At 52.2% G+C, this 16,604-nt stretch carries 11 protein-coding genes and 3 pseudogenes; all 14 read left to right on the forward strand.

Annotated features, from left to right (window positions below):
- Positions 1-106 precede the first annotated feature (106 nt).
- The 14 genes and pseudogenes from rpmH (at position 107) to F3J30_RS19025 (ending at position 16,568) form a co-directional block, all read left to right on the forward strand.
- Positions 107-247 (forward strand): 50S ribosomal protein L34, encoded by a 141-nt coding sequence (gene rpmH, locus F3J30_RS18965; protein ID WP_000831330.1) that lies wholly within the window; start codon positions 107-109, stop codon positions 245-247.
- Between the two features lie 16 nt (positions 248-263).
- Positions 264-623 (forward strand): ribonuclease P protein component, encoded by a 360-nt coding sequence (rnpA, locus tag F3J30_RS18970; RefSeq protein WP_014072458.1) that lies wholly within the window; start codon positions 264-266, stop codon positions 621-623.
- Complete coding sequence (gene yidD, locus F3J30_RS18975; RefSeq protein WP_001307474.1) at positions 587-844, forward strand: membrane protein insertion efficiency factor YidD; 258 nt, start codon at positions 587-589, stop codon at positions 842-844. The genes rnpA and yidD overlap by 37 nt, the downstream gene beginning before the upstream one ends.
- 2 nt (positions 845-846) lie before the next feature.
- Positions 847-2,490 carry a membrane protein insertase YidC gene (gene yidC / locus F3J30_RS18980; protein WP_166718214.1) on the forward strand — a complete coding sequence of 548 codons (1,644 nt, stop codon included), beginning with the start codon at positions 847-849 and terminating at the stop codon, positions 2,488-2,490.
- Positions 2,491-2,682: 192 nt separating this feature from the next.
- On the forward strand, positions 2,683-4,047 hold the full coding sequence (gene mnmE / locus F3J30_RS18985; RefSeq protein ID WP_166718215.1) for a tRNA uridine-5-carboxymethylaminomethyl(34) synthesis GTPase MnmE: 1,365 nt from the start codon (positions 2,683-2,685) through the stop codon (positions 4,045-4,047).
- A 346-nt stretch (positions 4,048-4,393) separates the two neighbouring features.
- Complete coding sequence (gene tssI, locus F3J30_RS18990; RefSeq protein WP_166718216.1) at positions 4,394-6,469, forward strand: type VI secretion system tip protein VgrG; 2,076 nt, start codon at positions 4,394-4,396, stop codon at positions 6,467-6,469.
- A 167-nt stretch (positions 6,470-6,636) separates the two neighbouring features.
- Positions 6,637-6,867, forward strand: a pseudogene (locus F3J30_RS22740) (DUF6531 domain-containing protein); the annotation flags it as partial.
- 582 nt (positions 6,868-7,449) lie between these two features.
- Positions 7,450-10,233: pseudogene (locus tag F3J30_RS18995) on the forward strand (RHS repeat domain-containing protein); the annotation flags it as partial.
- Positions 10,234-10,665: 432 nt separating this feature from the next.
- On the forward strand, positions 10,666-11,652 hold the full coding sequence (locus F3J30_RS19000; protein WP_166718218.1) for a tetratricopeptide repeat protein: 987 nt from the start codon (positions 10,666-10,668) through the stop codon (positions 11,650-11,652).
- Between the two features lie 42 nt (positions 11,653-11,694).
- A pseudogene (locus F3J30_RS19005) lies at positions 11,695-12,162 on the forward strand (RHS repeat-associated core domain-containing protein); the annotation flags it as partial.
- A 463-nt stretch (positions 12,163-12,625) separates the two neighbouring features.
- Entirely contained in the window at positions 12,626-12,913 is a 288-nt protein-coding gene (locus tag F3J30_RS19010; protein WP_166718080.1) for a hypothetical protein, read from the forward strand.
- Between the two features lie 661 nt (positions 12,914-13,574).
- Complete coding sequence (locus F3J30_RS19015) at positions 13,575-14,750, forward strand: MFS transporter (protein WP_166718219.1); 1,176 nt, start codon at positions 13,575-13,577, stop codon at positions 14,748-14,750.
- The gene (gene yidZ / locus F3J30_RS19020; RefSeq protein WP_166718220.1) at positions 14,719-15,681 is read left to right on the forward strand and encodes an HTH-type transcriptional regulator YidZ; all 963 of its coding nucleotides are present in this window, start codon (positions 14,719-14,721) and stop codon (positions 15,679-15,681) included. Before F3J30_RS19015 ends, yidZ begins: the two co-directional genes overlap by 32 nt.
- A 140-nt stretch (positions 15,682-15,821) precedes the next feature.
- Positions 15,822-16,568 carry a phosphopantetheinyl transferase gene (locus F3J30_RS19025; protein ID WP_166718221.1) on the forward strand — a complete coding sequence of 249 codons (747 nt, stop codon included), beginning with the start codon at positions 15,822-15,824 and terminating at the stop codon, positions 16,566-16,568.
- Positions 16,569-16,604 lie beyond the last annotated feature (36 nt).

The raw sequence follows: 16,604 nt of genomic DNA on the forward strand, positions 1-16,604 counted from the left end.
ACAATCCGGCCTCTTTAATCACCCACGCTGAGGCGTTAGTCGTTCGAAACTCGTTCGGGTAAACGCAAAAGTCAGTGAATTTATTCAAGTTTAGGTAGAAATCGCCATGAAACGCACTTTTCAACCGTCTGTACTGAAGCGCAACCGTTCTCACGGCTTCCGTGCTCGTATGGCTACTAAAAATGGTCGTCAGGTTCTGGCACGTCGTCGTGCTAAAGGCCGCGCTCGTCTGACCGTTTCCAAGTAATAAAGCTAACCCCTGAGTGGTTAAGCTAGCATTTCCCAGGGAGTTACGTTTGTTAACTCCCACTCATTTCACTTTCGTCTTCCAGCAGCCACAACGGGCTGGCACGCCGCAAATCACCATCCTCGGCCGCCAAAATTCGCTGGGGCATCCCCGCATCGGTCTAACTGTCGCCAAGAAAAACGTTAAGCGCGCGCACGAACGCAATCGGATTAAACGTCTGACGCGTGAGAGCTTCCGTTTACGTCAGCATGAACTCCCGTCTATGGATTTCGTGGTGGTGGCAAAAAAAGGGGTTGCCGACCTCGATAACCGTGCTCTCTCGGAAGCGTTGGAAAAATTATGGCGCCGCCACTGTCGCCTGGCTCACGGGTCCTGATAGCCCTCATTCGGGTCTATCAACGCCTGATTAGTCCGCTACTCGGGCCGCACTGTCGTTTCACACCAACATGCTCAAGCTACGGAATTGAGGCATTGCGCAGGTTTGGTGTGATAAAAGGCAGTTGGTTGACGGTGAAACGCGTATTAAAATGCCACCCTTTACACCCAGGTGGAGACGATCCCGTCCCCCCAGGGCCATTTGATACCAGAGAACACTAACGATGGATTCGCAACGCAATCTTCTTATCATCGCTTTGTTGTTCGTGTCTTTCATGATCTGGCAGGCGTGGGAGCAGGATAAAAATCCTCAACCACAACAGCAGGTCACGCAGACAACGACCACAGCAGCGGGTAGCGCCGCCGACCAGGGCGTGCCGGCCAGTGGCCAGGGGAAACAGATTACGGTTAAGACCGATGTGCTTGAGCTGACTATCAACACCCGTGGTGGTGATGTTGAGCAGGCGCTGCTGTTAACCTACCCAAAAGAACTGAAATCTAACGAACCGTTCCAGTTACTTGAAACCACGCCTGAGTTTATCTACCAGGCTCAGAGCGGCCTGACCGGTCGTGACGGCCCAGATAACCCGGCGAACGGTCCGCGTCCGCTGTATAACGTCGATAAAGATACGTTTGTTCTGGCTGATGGCCAAAACGAACTCGTGATCCCGTTGACTTACACTGATGCTGCGGGCAACACCTTCACCAAATCCTTCACCCTGAAACGCGGTGAATATTCAGTGAACGTGGGCTATAGCGTGCAGAACACCGGTGAAAAACCACTGGAACTCGCGACCTTTGGCCAGCTGAAGCAGTCCATCAATCTGCCTACACATCGCGATACCGGAAGCAGCAACTTTGCGCTGCATACCTTCCGTGGCGCGGCATACTCCACGCCTGATGCGAAGTACGAGAAATACAAATTCGACACCATCGCCGATAACGAAAACCTGAACGTTAGCGCTAAAGGCGGTTGGGTTGCGATGCTGCAACAGTATTTTGCGACTGCATGGGTTCCGCGTAACGAAGGCACTAACAACTTCTATACCGCTAACCTGGGCAACGGCATTGCAGCTATCGGTTACAAATCCGAGCCTGTACTGGTTCAGCCGGGTCAAACCGCTAACCTGGGCAGCACCCTGTGGGTCGGCCCGGAAATCCAGGACAAAATGGCCGCTGTCGCACCGCACCTGGATCTGACCGTAGATTACGGTTGGTTGTGGTTCATCTCTCAGCCGCTGTTTAAGCTGCTGAAGTTCATCCACAGCTTCCTGGGTAACTGGGGCTTCTCCATCATCGTTATCACCTTTATCGTTCGTGGCATCATGTACCCGCTGACTAAAGCGCAGTACACCTCCATGGCGAAGATGCGTATGCTGCAGCCGAAGATTGCGGCAATGCGTGAGCGTCTGGGCGATGACAAACAGCGTCAAAGCCAGGAAATGATGGCCCTGTATAAAGCAGAGAAAGTGAACCCGTTGGGTGGTTGCTTCCCGCTGCTGATTCAGATGCCAATCTTCCTTGCGCTGTACTACATGCTGATGGGCTCCGTTGAACTGCGCCACGCACCGTTCGCACTGTGGATCCATGACTTGTCTGCACAGGACCCGTACTACATCCTGCCGATCCTGATGGGTATCACGATGTTCTTCATCCAGAAGATGTCGCCTACCACTGTGACCGACCCGATGCAGCAGAAGATCATGACCTTTATGCCGGTCATCTTCACCGTGTTCTTCCTGTGGTTCCCGTCAGGTCTGGTGCTGTACTATATCGTCAGCAACCTGGTAACCATTATTCAGCAGCAGCTGATTTACCGTGGTCTGGAAAAACGTGGCCTGCATAGCCGCGAAAAGAAAAAGTCCTAATACTCTTCATTCTTCAAGCCGCAGGCGCGTTGGCTGCGTTTGATTGCCCCAGTCACTTACTTCAGTAAGCTCCTGGGGCGCACAAACTTGCCGCCTTCCTGCAACTTGAATTATTTCGAGTATTCACGGTAGAGTTATGCCAGAGAAGGCGGTCATTAGACCGCCTTTTTCACATTTACAAAGAGACAAACCATGAGCCATAACGACACTATCGTCGCCCAGGCAACCCCACCGGGACGCGGTGGTGTAGGTATTTTGCGCATCTCCGGCCTCAAGGCACGTGAAGTTGCCGAAGCCGTGCTGGGCAAACTGCCAAAACCACGCTATGCCGACTATCTGCCGTTTAAAGATGCCGACGGTACTGCGCTGGACCAGGGCATTGCGCTGTGGTTCCCCGGCCCGAACTCCTTTACCGGTGAAGACGTGCTGGAACTACAGGGTCACGGTGGTCCGGTTATCCTCGATCTGCTGTTAAAACGCATTCTGACCCTGCCGGGTCTGCGTATTGCAAAGCCGGGTGAGTTTTCAGAGCGTGCGTTTCTGAACGATAAGCTCGATCTGGCGCAAGCCGAGGCAATTGCCGACCTGATCGACGCCAGCTCTGAGCAAGCTGCGCGCTCTGCGCTGAACTCGCTCCAGGGTGCATTTTCCGCACGAGTGAACCACCTTGTGGAAGCACTTACTCACCTTCGGATCTACGTCGAAGCCGCTATCGACTTCCCTGACGAAGAAATTGACTTCCTTTCGGACGGCAAAATCGAAGCGCAGCTTAACAGCGTGATGGCAGACCTCGACGCAGTACGCGCCGAAGCACGCCAGGGAAGCCTGCTGCGCGAAGGGATGAAGGTCGTTATCGCCGGTCGCCCTAACGCCGGGAAATCGAGCCTGCTGAACGCCCTGGCGGGCCGTGAAGCGGCGATCGTGACCGATATTGCCGGGACTACGCGTGACGTGCTGCGCGAGCATATCCATATCGACGGGATGCCGCTGCACATCATCGATACCGCCGGGTTACGCGATGCGAGTGATGAAGTGGAGCGTATCGGTATTGAACGTGCCTGGCAGGAAATCGAGCAAGCCGATCGCGTCCTGTTTATGGTGGATGGCACAACCACTGCTGCCGTTGACCCGGCGGAGATCTGGCCTGACTTTATCGCCCGTCTGCCAGCAAAACTACCCATCACAGTGGTGCGCAACAAAGCGGATGTGACAGGCGAAACGCTGGGCATCAGCGATGTGAATGGTCACTCACTGATCCGCCTGTCGGCCCGTACCGGCGAAGGCGTGGACGACCTGCGTAACCATCTCAAACAGAGTATGGGCTTCGACACCAGCATGGAAGGCGGCTTCCTGGCGCGTCGTCGTCATTTACAGGCCCTGGAAGAGGCGGCGAACCACCTTGTTCAGGGTAAAGCGCAGCTGATCGGTGCATGGGCGGGTGAACTGCTGGCGGAAGAGCTGCGCCTGGCGCAGCAAAATCTGAGTGAGATCACCGGGGAGTTTACGTCGGACGATCTGCTGGGACGGATTTTCTCCAGTTTCTGTATTGGTAAGTAAGTTTTAGTCCATCCTCGTCCGTGAACGTTCACTAACCCGCATTAACTGCCTGTTAATGCGGGTTTTTATTGTATGTTTTAGTGCGTAGTTGTGCAGTTAATTTTCTCGCGTTCCCGATGCAAATGCTGGTTTCAGTTTTGATGGCACTGTTTTCAGCAAGAAGATCACAGCCTTATCTGCCTCCACATCGTCACCACCATAATGTTCAATGTATCACCTCATTTCATTAACTCAGTTTATACATTCCTTTATAAATTCCTGGTTTTGGGTTTTATCCGGATAATCACTTTTTCCCCATCAGATTCAGCGCTAAGGTTTTCCCTGTTTATATTATGGAGAAGCCATTATGTCGCTGAAGGGACTGCGCTTTACGCTGGAGGTGGACGGCCTGCCGGAAACTGCAACCGCCGTTGTCAGCTTCACCCTTTACCATAGCCTCTCCATCCCCTTTTCACTCAGTGTCGATATTGCCGGCGACCAGCCTGACCTCTCCGCAGCGGATTTCCTTGAAAAGCACGCCACCCTTACCGTCTGGCAGGGCACCGCTCCACAACGCTACCTCCACGGTATCATCACCGGAATGCAGACCGGGGAAAACAATGACTGGCAGATGAATTATCACCTGACCCTTTCCTCCCCGCTCTGGCGCTGCGGCCTGCGTCAGAATTTCCGCATCTTTCAGCAGCAGGATATTCAGACCATCACCTCCGCCCTGCTCGCGGAAAACGGCGTCACTGACTGGGTACCTTCCTTTTATGAATCCCATCCGGCGCGGGAGTTCTGCGTGCAGTACGGAGAGACCGACCTCGGTTTTCTGACCCGCCTGTGGGCCGAAGAGGGCATTTTCTTCTTCGACTGGCTCCATCCGACCGGGCCCGGCCAGACGCTGGTGCTCTGTGATGATGTCGCCGGTGTCTCCACCCTCGGCTCCCTGCCCTTTAACCCGAACATCCGCGAAGCCTCCACCGAATGCATCAGTGCGTTCCGCTACCAGGCGCAGATACGCCCTTCATCGGTGGAAAACCAGGATTACACCTTCAAAACCCCGGGATGGCCCGGTTACTTCAGCCACCACGCCCGGAACCTGAATGGCCAGCGCAGCCAGTATGAAATCTTCGATTACCCGGGACGCTTCAAGGATGTGCAGCACGGACAGGACTTTGCCCGCTATCAGGCTGAAGGCCACCGGCATGATGCTGAAACGGCGACCTGCATCAGCAACTCCCCGAAGCTGTGGCCCGGAAAACGCTTCACCCTGACCGGCCACCCTTCACTGGCACTGAACCGGGAATGGCAGGTCACCGGCTCGGTACTGGAAGGGAAGCAGCCACAGGCACAGCACGGCCACCAGGGGGAAGGCACCACGCTCAGCAATGCCTTCGACGTGATACCGGCTGACCGGACCTGGCGTCCCTTCCCGCCCCCCAAACCCGTCGTCGATGGTCCGCAGAGCGCCATCGTCACCGGTCCTGCGGGAGAAGAAATCTTCTGTGACGAACACGGCCGTGTCCGGGTGCGTTTTCACTGGGACCGCTACTGCCCGGGAAACGAAGACAGCTCCTGCTGGATACGGGTGTCACAGGCGTGGGCCGGTGCGGGATTCGGCAATCTGGCCATTCCGCGCGTGGGCCAGGAGGTGATTGTCGACTTCCTCAACGGTGACCCGGACCAGCCCATCATTATGGGGCGCACCTATCATCAGGATAACCGCTCACCGGGCAGCCTGCCGGGGACGAAAACACAGATGACCATCCGCTCGAAAACCTACAAAGGCGGCGGGTTTAACGAACTGCGCTTTGAGGATGCGACGGGCAACGAGCAGGTGTATATCCATGCGCAGAAGAACATGGACACTGAGGTGCTGAACAACCGCACCACCGACGTGAAAGTGGACCACACGGAAACCATCGGCGCCAATCAGGTCATTACCGTTAAACAGAATCAGTTGCAGACGGTGGTGCAGAATCAGCAGGAAACCATCGGACAGAACCAGTCTGTCACCGTCGGACTTAATCAGGCCGAAACGGTAGGCATTGTTCGTGCGCTGTCAGTTGGGGTGGCATACCAGACCACCGTGGGTGGGGTGATGAATACCTCCGTGGCACTGATGCAGTCCTCGCAGGTGGGTATTCAGAAATCCCTTCTGGTTGGAAAAGGGTATGACGTCAGCGTGGGAGAGAACGTCACCTTTTCGGTGGGGAAAACCCGCCGGGAAAGCACCGGGAAAGTGGCGGTCTACAGCGCCGGGGAACACCTTGAGCTGGTTTGCGGTCAGGCCAGGCTGGTACTGACGCAGGATGGCAGCATCTTCCTGAACGGTACGGCGATAAACCTTCAGGGTGCGCAGACCATCAGCGGCGACGGGCCGGTAGTTAACTGGAACTGCGGTGTCAGCAAGAGTCCCCCCAAAGCACCTGAGTAATAAACGCCATAACCCGCGTTGAGACAAAATAGCAGATGCTGTTTATCTGGCCCAAAACACCGGAATAAAAGTAACAGAAGGAACTGAAAATGAGCGGAAAACCGGCAGCCCGGATGGGAGATATGACGAAGTACGGCGGCCCGGTTGTGCAGGGCTCCCTGGGCGTGATGATAGGTGCCCCCACCGGAGTGGCCTGCTCGGTCTGCCCCGGCGGCAGAACTTCCGGCAACCCGGTGAATCCGCTGCTGGGAGCCAAAGTGCAGCCCGGTGAAACCGATATCGCCCTGCCGGGGCCCCTGCCGTTTATTTTTTCCCGCTCATACAGCAGCTATCAGACCAGGACACCCGCGCCGGTGGGTATCCTCGGCCCCGGCTGGAAAGCCCCTTTCGATATCCGCTTACAGATATGTGATGAAGAGCTAATCCTCAACGACAATGGCGGGCGAAGTATTCACTTTGAACCGCTGCTGCCCGGAGAAACTGCCTTCAGCCGCAGTGAGTCCCTCTGGCTGGCGCGTGGCGGCGTGGCCAGACTGCATGAAAGCAATACGTTGCACGTGTTGTGGCAGGCTCTGCCGGAAAACCTGCGGTTAAGTCAGCACCTTTACCTGGCAACCAACAGCGCGCAGGGGCCGTGGTGGATACTCGGCTGGCCTGAACGCATACCGGAAGCGGGTGAACCCCTGCCGGCCCCACTCCCGCCATACCGGATACTGACCGGGCTGGCGGACTGCTTCGGTCGCACGCTTGCGTTTCACCGCGACCTGGACGGGATATTTACCGGCAACATCACCGCCGTTACCGATGGCGCAGGCAGGCGTTTCCGGCTGACGCTGACCTCACAGGCGCAGAGGGCGGCAACCGCGCATAAACAGACGGATTCTTCCGGCGTCAGCAGCCCGGATTATCCACAGACAATGCCACTCTCCGGCTATGGCGAAGACAACGGTATTCGCCTTGAAGCAGTGTGGCTGACGCTCGATCCGGAATACCCGGAGAATCTCCCGGCGTTACCCCTGGCCCGCTATACCTACACCCCGCGTGGCGAGTTGTCGGCGGTGTACGACCACTCAGGCACACAGGTGCGCAGTTTTATCTACGACGATAATCACCCCGGGCGCATGACCGCGCACCAGCACGCCGGTCGCCCACAGATCACCTACGGCTATGACGCCTCCGGCCTGGTGGTGGAGCAACACAACCCGGCAGGCCTGAGCTATCGCTACGAATATAAAAAACATGCCGTCGTCATTACTGACTGTCTGAATCGTCGCGAGGTGCTGCACACCGAAGGCCAGGGCGGATTAAAGCGGATCGTCCGGGAAGAAAAAGCCGACGGCAGTATGATTTCGCGGGAATTTGACCACGCGGGACGCATGGTGGCGACGACTGATGCTGCCTGTCGCCAGACCGAATACCGGCTGAATGTGGGCTCCGGCAATGTGGATACCATTGTGAGTCCCGATGGCAGAACCATACAATTTTATTACAGTAACCAGAGGCAGCTAACGTCCACAGTCTGGCCTGACGGACGGGAGAGCGAACAGAAATACGACGACGCCGGAAGACTGATGCAGGAAAAGTCCCGCAGCGGAGATATCACCCGTTATTTTTATGATGATCCGCACAGTGAAATGCCCTCTGCGGTTGAAGATGACACCGGCAGTAAAAAGCACATGACCTGGAGTCGATACGGGCAACTGCTGACCCTGACCGACTGTTCCGGCTACCAGACCCGGTATGAATATAACCGGTTCGGGCAGATGACTGCCATTTATCAGGAAGAAGGCCTCAGTCAGCACCGCGTTTACGATGAGCGGGGCAGGCTTATTCGCCGGCAAAATGCTCAGGGTCATGAAACGCGATACGAGTACAGCCTGGCGGGCGACCTCACGGCCGTGATTCACCCGGACGGCAGCAGACAAACCACAGAGTACGATGCGGCCGGACGTCCGGTCAGCACCACCGAAGGCGGACTGACACGGCGGATGGAATACGACACAGCCGGGCGTACCATCCGGCTTGTTAATGAGAACGGGGCCAGTACCACCTTTCATTACGACCTGATGGACAGGCTGACGCAGGAAACAGGCTTTGACGGCAGGACGCAGCGTTATCACTACAGCATCAACGGACAGCTTGTCCGCAGTGAGGATGAACGTCTCGTCACCCTGTGGCACTACGATGAATCGGACCATCTGACGCACCGCACCGTGAACGATGCGGAGGCAGAGCAGTGGCAGTACAGTGAACGTGGCTGGCTGACAGAAGTCAGCCACCTCAGTGACGGGCACCGTGTCGCCGTACAGTATGAGTATGACAAACAGGGCCGGATAACTCTTGAGCGCCAGACGGTGCAGCATCCCGGAACGGGGGCGCTGCTGTGGCAGCATGTCACCGGACACGATTATTCAGGAGGGGTGGCAACCCGGACCACCCCCGACACTCTCCCGCCAGTGGAGTGGCTCACCTACGGCTCCGGCTATATTGCCGGGCTGAAACTCGGTGACACGCCGCTGGTCGATTTCACCCGCGACCGGCTGCACCGGGAGACGCAGCGCACGTTCGGGACTTACGAACAGACCACGGCATACAGCCCTGCCGGGCAGTTACAGCACCACATGCTGAACCTGCCGGCACTGAGCCGGGACTACGCTTACAGCGACAGCGGGCTGCTGGTCCGCATCATCGGTCCCCTTCAGCAACACCACTACCGGTATGATGCCGCCGGACGGCTGATCCGAGTGCATTTAACTCCCGCAGACACCAACGAAGGCTTCATGACCGACCCGGCGGGCAACCGGGTGACTGACCGGGAACAATATCCGTCTCTGCCCGCACGGTGGCAGGGTAACCGCATCAGTGAAGACGCAGAGTTCTTTTACCATCATGACGAACACGGCAGACTGACGGAAAAAGATGAGCGCTGCATCCGCGACGGCGGCAGCTACAGTCACCACTATCGCTACGATAACCAGCACCGGCTGGTGCATTACCGTTGTGAACAACAGGGAACAGTGTTACGGGAAAGTCGTTATGTCTGTGACCCGATGGGGCGCCGCCTCGGTAAACGGGTCTGGGCAGGAGAAGAGTGTAATACCCCGGAGGTAACGTGGTACGGCTGGGACGGCGACAGACTGGCCGCCACACAGACGAATGCTCAGCGCATCCAGACCATATATCTGCCGGGCAGTTTCACACCGCTCGTCCGGGTGGAAACACAGTGTGCTGAACTGGCTAAAACGGCACGCCGCACGCTGGCAGATAAGTTTCAGCAGGAAGCGAACGTGACCTTCCCGCCGGAGCTGGTGGCACAGGTGGATAACATGGAATCGGAGCTTCAGCGCGGAGAGCTCGGCGACGCAAACCGGGCATGGCTGGCGCAGTGCGGGCTGACGCCTGAGCAGATACAAAACCAGATAGAACCGGAATATACACCAGAGAGAAAAATGCATCTGTACCACTGCGACCACCGGGGTCTGCCGCTGGCACTGGTCAGCCAGGACGGGACCATTGACTGGGAAGCGGAATATGATGCGTGGGGAAATGTGCTCCGTGAAAATAACCCGCATAATCTGGCGCAGCTCATCCGCCTGCCGGGACAGCAGTTCGATGAAGAGACCGGACTGTATTATAACCGTCACAGATATTATGACCCTAAACAGGGAAGGTATATTACGCAGGATCCTATTGGGTTGAGAGGGGGATGGAATTTATATCAATATCCTTTAAATCCTGTTACAAACACAGACCCATTAGGCTTACAGGGGATTGAATCTTTTGGTAAAGGGTACGCTGATTACTGTGGCGCTATAAATTCAGCTGTGGCTCATCTATCTCCAGGAGATGCAGAAAATGTCAGACATAATATGGAAACAATGCATAATGTTTATAGTCCATTATCTGAGTTTGTATTTGGGGTAAGCGTAGGCGCCCCTCTTATTAGCATGAGTGCTTTAGAGCTTGGAACCGCCTCATCAATCGAAGTTGTGGAAAGAAGTGCAGCCTGTGTCAATGATGTAGCTAGTGCTCTGATTGTTGAGAAAGAAACTGATATGAAAAATTTAACTTTGACATGCACAAAAGCTTTTTTAAATAAAAACTCTGGTTTTTTTCAAGGAAAAATATCAGATTTTCTTATCGATAGTTTATCTTCCTACAGCCAAAAACAATGAGTCATATATAAGAGCCATATAATGAAAAAACACACCCTATTGTATCTAGTGGTCTTCGGCATCACAGCATTTATACTGATAATGTATCACTTCATTAATACGAATTATAAATCAACTCACGAAGATAAAAAAACAGACAACTTATTTAATTGCCAGAATATTAGAGAACTCGAAAAGCAAGCTAAACAAGGTAAGCCATCTGCACTTTCTGAACTAGGCTTTTGCTACGAAACGGGGCAAGGTGTAAGCAAAAGCTATGAGAAATCATTTGCTCTTTACAGTGAGTCAGCAAAACAAGGATATGGCATCGCACAGTTTAATATTGGTAATGCATACAGGCATGGCAGAGGAGTAACCCTGAATTATCAAAAGGCAGTCGAGTGGTATCACAAAGCAGCCGAGCAAAATATTATAAGGGCACAGGTTATTCTTGGCAACATGTATATAAATGGGCAAGGTGTACCGATAGACACCAATAAAGCCATAGAGTGGTATACAAAGGCAGCAAAATATAACAACACTGCAGCAATGAATAACTTGGGGAATATATATAGTGATGGAAATGGCATCCCAACTGATAATAAACGAGCCGAAGATTGGTATATGAAAGCCGTTAATCTCGGCTCTATGAGTGCAAGAAATTCACTGGGAGCTTTTTATGGCAGAGGTTTGGGACGACATCCTGACGATCAGAAGAAAGCTTTACAACTAGTTGAAGCATCAGCATGTCAGGGGTATATTCCTGCACAGAATAATCTTGGTTCATTTTATACGGAAAACGACGGAGAGGCACCGGTCGATTATAAAAAAGCCTATGCATGGTATTATATTGCTTTTATTAATGGTTCGCTAAATGCTGAAAATAAACTTAACTTGCTTACTCGTAAAATGAGTAGTGAAGAAATGAAAGATGCAACAATATTGGCTGCGGAATATAGTCAAAAATACCGCTCTTCACCAATTGAAGATGATACCTACAAATCTCAAACAGAATGTCGATATCCCTGAATAAAAGGATTGAATAAGAGATGAGCCAGCTCCCGGCTATGACCATGGCTGGCACTGGACAGCCAGGACGGGACCATTGACTGGGAAGCGGAATATGATGCGTGGGGAAATGTGCTCCGTGAAAATAACCCGCACAATATGGTGCAGCTCATTCGACTTCCGGGACAGCAGTATGATGAGGAGACGGGGCTGTATTATAACCGTCACAAATATTATAACCCTAAGCAGGGAAGGTATATTACGCAGGATCCTATTAGGTTGAGGGGGGGATGGAATTTGTACAGATATACGTTAAATCCCGTTATGCTAATCGATCCTTTAGGTCTGTATAATTTATATGAATTATTATATGACGTTTGGCATGATGATTCATATGGAACATCGTCAATTGATATTACTGCCAGTGGAGATCTAATATCATTAGGTGGTCATGCTGGGGTTGGTGTCGGTGTTGATGTTTCGGTTATGTCTTTAGCTTGTAAGACGTGGCAAGAATGCTTAGTAAATTAATAAGAGAGAACATGAAAAAATATATTTTTTAGCTTTATTCTTAATATGTGGTTGCTCTCCGGTGGATGTAGAACCAGCCAAGTCGGAAGTTAATATCTTTCATGATTTATATCAAGCAAAAAAAATACAGTGATATATATAAAATTACTTCAATCGATTTTCAGACAGCAACATCTGAAAAAAAATTCATCGATATAATGACTGAGGCAAAAGAAAAACATCTTGGGAATTATAAAAAATCCACTCTAAAAAAAGAGAAAATCACGCACAGCTTATTTTCAAACGATGAAATCTCATTAGTATACTTTTCAGAATATTCGAAAAGTATCGTCCGGGAGGTTTTTGTTTTCAAAATCGAAGGTAAAAAAATCAAGCTAAAAAGTTATAGGTATGATTCCATCAATTAGGAACCTTGAATACTATTTCATTGCAACCGACAATGGTGAAGATACAGGACTGCACTATGTTACCTTTATGGACCGTGGCACCGGGAAACGGATGTGGAAAAGTCGATGTGAGTGCGGGAGTCTCAGCAGTGAGAAAAATATTTAGCTGTGGCAATGGCGGCAGAAAAGGCTCCGCATATATTAAAGATGTTGCTGAGGCCATGAGAAAGGGTGGAGACATAGAGCCGAAAAATTTGTTATTAACTTGTGGTAAAAGTTTTATACATGAAGGTAGCTCAGATTACCAGAATAAGACGTTGGATTATCTCATCGATACACTTTCATCTTATGAGCAAAAACAATAGGTATATATTCTGTTTGTATCGGTGGTTTTTTTGTTTATTAAGTGGGAGCTAGTGTGAATATGATATAATCAAAGAAAAACATCATAGTGAGCGTTGCTATTATATTAATAGTTACTCTATTTTGCTTTTTCATTTTGAGAAAAACAAAAAAGGTGGGGCGATTGATATAGAAAAATTTACCATGTTAGACGAGTTACGTGCAGGCGCGGAGAATCCATCTGTATGATCAAAAATATCTGTCCCGTATATAATACTCTACATCCATCAATAATGATGGAACAGATAAAAAGTACGAGTCAGATGAAGACTACACCAGTCTATAAACAAATGATATTTCTCACGAGAAATACACCTGATGTTATGAATTGACAATAATGGTCAGTATTGTCCGAAGCATTATGGCTAACTCAAGTTCAAAAATGCTATTGCAGCCATGTTGAATCATCAGCGTGGCTTCAGAGTACAAAGCAATATAATGCAAACAAACGCTTTCCGTTATCTACCTGAATATAAAACAACATAATAAAGTGTCCGCCTTTTTATTATAGTAATTCCTTAATCTAATGTTGTTTTCCTCCCAGGAAATCACCATTGTCCAAATGGCAACTCGCTTAATCCCCTTTCACCCCCTATTCTGCTTGCCTGCATCTATGGGGGATCTATGGCTCGTTTTCTGTTTTGTAGTTTTGCGCTGGTTCTGCTTTATCCGTCAGGTATTGATATGTATCTGGTGGGTTTACCGCACATCGCCCGCGATCTGGGCGCCAGCGAAGCACAACTGCATATTGCGTTTTCAGCCTATCTCGCAGGGATGGCGTCGTCGATGGTATTTGCCGGGAAAATAGCGGACAAAGCGGGACGGCAGCCTGTCGCCATTACCGGCGCGGTGATTTTTGCGCTGGCTTCTGTTCTGTGTTCAATGGCTCAGGACAGCAGCCTGTTCCTGGCCGGGCGCTTTATTCAGGGCATTGGCGCTGGCGGTTGCTACGTGGTCGCCTTTGCCATTCTGCGCGATACCTTAAATGCCCAGCGACGCGCCAAAGTGCTCTCAATGCTGAACGGCATCACCTGCATTATTCCGGTGCTGGCGCCCGTTGTGGGCTATCTGATTATGCTCAAGTTCCCGTGGCAGAGCCTGTTCTGGACAATGGCGGCGATGGGCGGGCTGGTCTTTATTCTGTCTGTCGCGGTACTTAAAGAGACACATCCCGGCGCGCAGAATGCAGGGCATAATGCAACGATTAACCCAGCTGAAAAGCTCCTGAACCGCTTTTTCATCAGCCGTTTGCTCGTCACAACTCTCAGCGTGGCGGTGATCCTGACCTATGTAAACGTTTCCCCGGTTCTGCTTATGGAAACGATGGGGTTTGATCGCGGTGAATACTCCACGGTAATGGCAGCGACGGCGATGGTGAGCATGGCCGTTTCGTTCTCAACGCCTTTTGCCCTGAATATTTTCCGTCAGCGCACGCTGATGCTCACCTCTCAGGTGCTGTTCCTCGCGGCAGGCGTGATTCTGGCCACCGCAAACTCACATGCCATTATGCTGGCAGGCATTACCCTTATCTGCGCCGGATTCTCCGTTGGGTTTGGCGTGGCGATGAGCCAGGCGCTAGGCCCATTCTCACTGCGTGCAGGCGTAGCAAGCTCGGTACTGGGTATTGCCCAGGTCTGCGGTTCTTCGCTGTGGATTTGGCTGGCGGCCGTTCTTGGTCTTAACGCGTTGAATATGCTGATCGGGATACTGATTGGCTGTAGCATACTCTGCATTCTTTTACTTCTGGTGATACAGACCGCCGCACATTATGAAGAAGCCCATCAGCAGCCTCGATCTTAACCTGTTGTTAACCCTGCAACTTCTGTTGCAGGAACGCAGCGTGACCAAAGCCGCCAAGCGGATGAACGTCACGCCGTCGGCAGTGAGTAAATCACTGGCGAAATTGCGCGACTGGTTTGAGGACCCGCTGTTTGTGAAAACCCCGCTAGGGCTGCTGCCTACACCGCTGACGGTGAGTCTGGAGCAGGATCTGGCCGACTGGATGCATATTGGTAATCAGATCCTCGATAAATTCCACCATGACTCACCGGGCGGCCTGACATTCGAAATGGCAGCGGAAACGCCGCTGATGCTGATCCGCTTCAATGCCCTGCTGGAGCAGGTGAATCAACGTTACCCACAGGCCACGGTAAAGATGCGGCAGTGGGATTACGATTCGCTGGACGCGATTACGCGCGGAGAGGTCGACCTCGGCTTTACCGGGCGCGAAACGCATCCACGTTCCCGCGAGCTGCTTAAGCTGATGCCGTGGTTTATCGACTATGAAATCCTGTTCAGCGACCGCCCTTGTGTTTATCTGCGGGAAGATCATCCGGCGCTTCAGGAAACGTGGGATCTCGACACCTTCCTGCGCTATCCACATATCAGTATTTACTGGGAACGTAGCGATACCTGGGCACTCGATGAAGTGCTAAGAGAGATGGGCCGCGAGCGGAATATCGCCATGAGCCTGCCCGGGTTCGAGCAGTCGATGTTTATGGCAGCGCAGCCAGGCCATAACTATATTGCCACCGCTCCGCACTACTGCCATCACTACAATCAACTCCACCAGCGTAAGTTGATTGCACTCCCTATTCCTGTCGATGAAGCACAGGCAGAAAAGCTGACCGTACCCTTCACGCTTATCTGGCATAAACGTAACAGCCACAACCCGAAAATCCTCTGGCTCAGAGAGACGATTAAGGCGCTGTATGGCTCCCCACTGAGCTAGCGATCCTATTTTTGCCTAAGAAAATGTAAAGTTCGGTCCTCAGGCTTCTCTTACTGCCATTTACTGATTAAAACAGAGGAGAAGTTAAGCGATAATGTGTAACCGTTTAACCGAATACGACCATTATCAAGGAGCGAAAAATGGCAACGCACTTTGCAAGAGGGATACTCACAGAAGGACGCCTCGTATCGGCCAGAATTTCTTCAGCGTGCCACAGTGAGGCACTCAAACTCCCGGAACATCGCCGGACGCGCTTTTTAGCCTCCAGAGCCTTGCTCGCGGAGCTGATGTTTATGCTGTACGGCACCAGCGAGCTGCCGGATATCATTACCCAGCCAGAAGGCCGCCCGGTCTTTGCTGACCCGGAACTTCCCCGCTTTTCTATCTCTTACACCGGCAACATTATTGGCGTAGCCCTCACCACCGAAGGCGATTGCGGGCTGGATATGGAACTCCAGCGAGCAACCACCGGTTTCCTGGGAGTGAATACGCTTGATGAATACCCGCTCTCAAGCAACGAAAAACTGTGGATCCGTAACCAGAACGATCCCAGTGAAGCAAAGGCGCAACTCATCACGCTGCGCCAGAGTATTCGTAAATTATCAGGCTGTGCCTCTGATGATGCCCGGCTGCTTCAGCTGTTGCCCGGCTCCGGCCGTTTGCGCGCCTCAAAAGCGGCACTGGTTGAGGCACTCAGTGATGCGGAAGATGTTCTGATTTGGTCAATTGCCGTGACGCCGGCCATTGAACGCCTCAAAATTTGGGAATTTGACAGCAGCCGCGGGTGGCATAGTCTTCCTGATGTCCCGGCGCGCGCTAATGAACCTGCCGCACGTTTAATGAGATTAACCAGTTTACCGGCAGAAAAAGCTCTTACCCTTAACTGACCCATCCAGGGCCATCATGATGAAAAAGGAGTAATC

Origin of the sequence: Enterobacter sp. Tr-810, from assembly GCF_011752765.1 — a bacterium.
Classification (GTDB): Bacteria; Pseudomonadota; Gammaproteobacteria; order Enterobacterales; family Enterobacteriaceae; genus Enterobacter; species Enterobacter soli.

Excerpts from the sequence above, each read along its gene's own strand:
- rpmH (WP_000831330.1), top strand. The coding sequence starts at position 107 with ATGAAACGCACTTTTCAACCGTCTGTACTGAAGCGCAACCGTTCTCAC.
- yidD (WP_001307474.1), top strand. The coding sequence starts at position 587 with ATGGCGCCGCCACTGTCGCCTGGCTCACGGGTCCTGATAGCCCTCATT.
- yidC (WP_166718214.1), top strand. The coding sequence starts at position 847 with ATGGATTCGCAACGCAATCTTCTTATCATCGCTTTGTTGTTCGTGTCT.
- mnmE (WP_166718215.1), top strand. The coding sequence starts at position 2,683 with ATGAGCCATAACGACACTATCGTCGCCCAGGCAACCCCACCGGGACGC.
- tssI (WP_166718216.1), top strand. The coding sequence starts at position 4,394 with ATGTCGCTGAAGGGACTGCGCTTTACGCTGGAGGTGGACGGCCTGCCG.
- F3J30_RS19000 (WP_166718218.1), top strand. The coding sequence starts at position 10,666 with ATGAAAAAACACACCCTATTGTATCTAGTGGTCTTCGGCATCACAGCA.
- F3J30_RS19010 (WP_166718080.1), top strand. The coding sequence starts at position 12,626 with ATGTTACCTTTATGGACCGTGGCACCGGGAAACGGATGTGGAAAAGTC.
- F3J30_RS19015 (WP_166718219.1), top strand. The coding sequence starts at position 13,575 with ATGGCTCGTTTTCTGTTTTGTAGTTTTGCGCTGGTTCTGCTTTATCCG.
- yidZ (WP_166718220.1), top strand. The coding sequence starts at position 14,719 with ATGAAGAAGCCCATCAGCAGCCTCGATCTTAACCTGTTGTTAACCCTG.
- F3J30_RS19025 (WP_166718221.1), top strand. The coding sequence starts at position 15,822 with ATGGCAACGCACTTTGCAAGAGGGATACTCACAGAAGGACGCCTCGTA.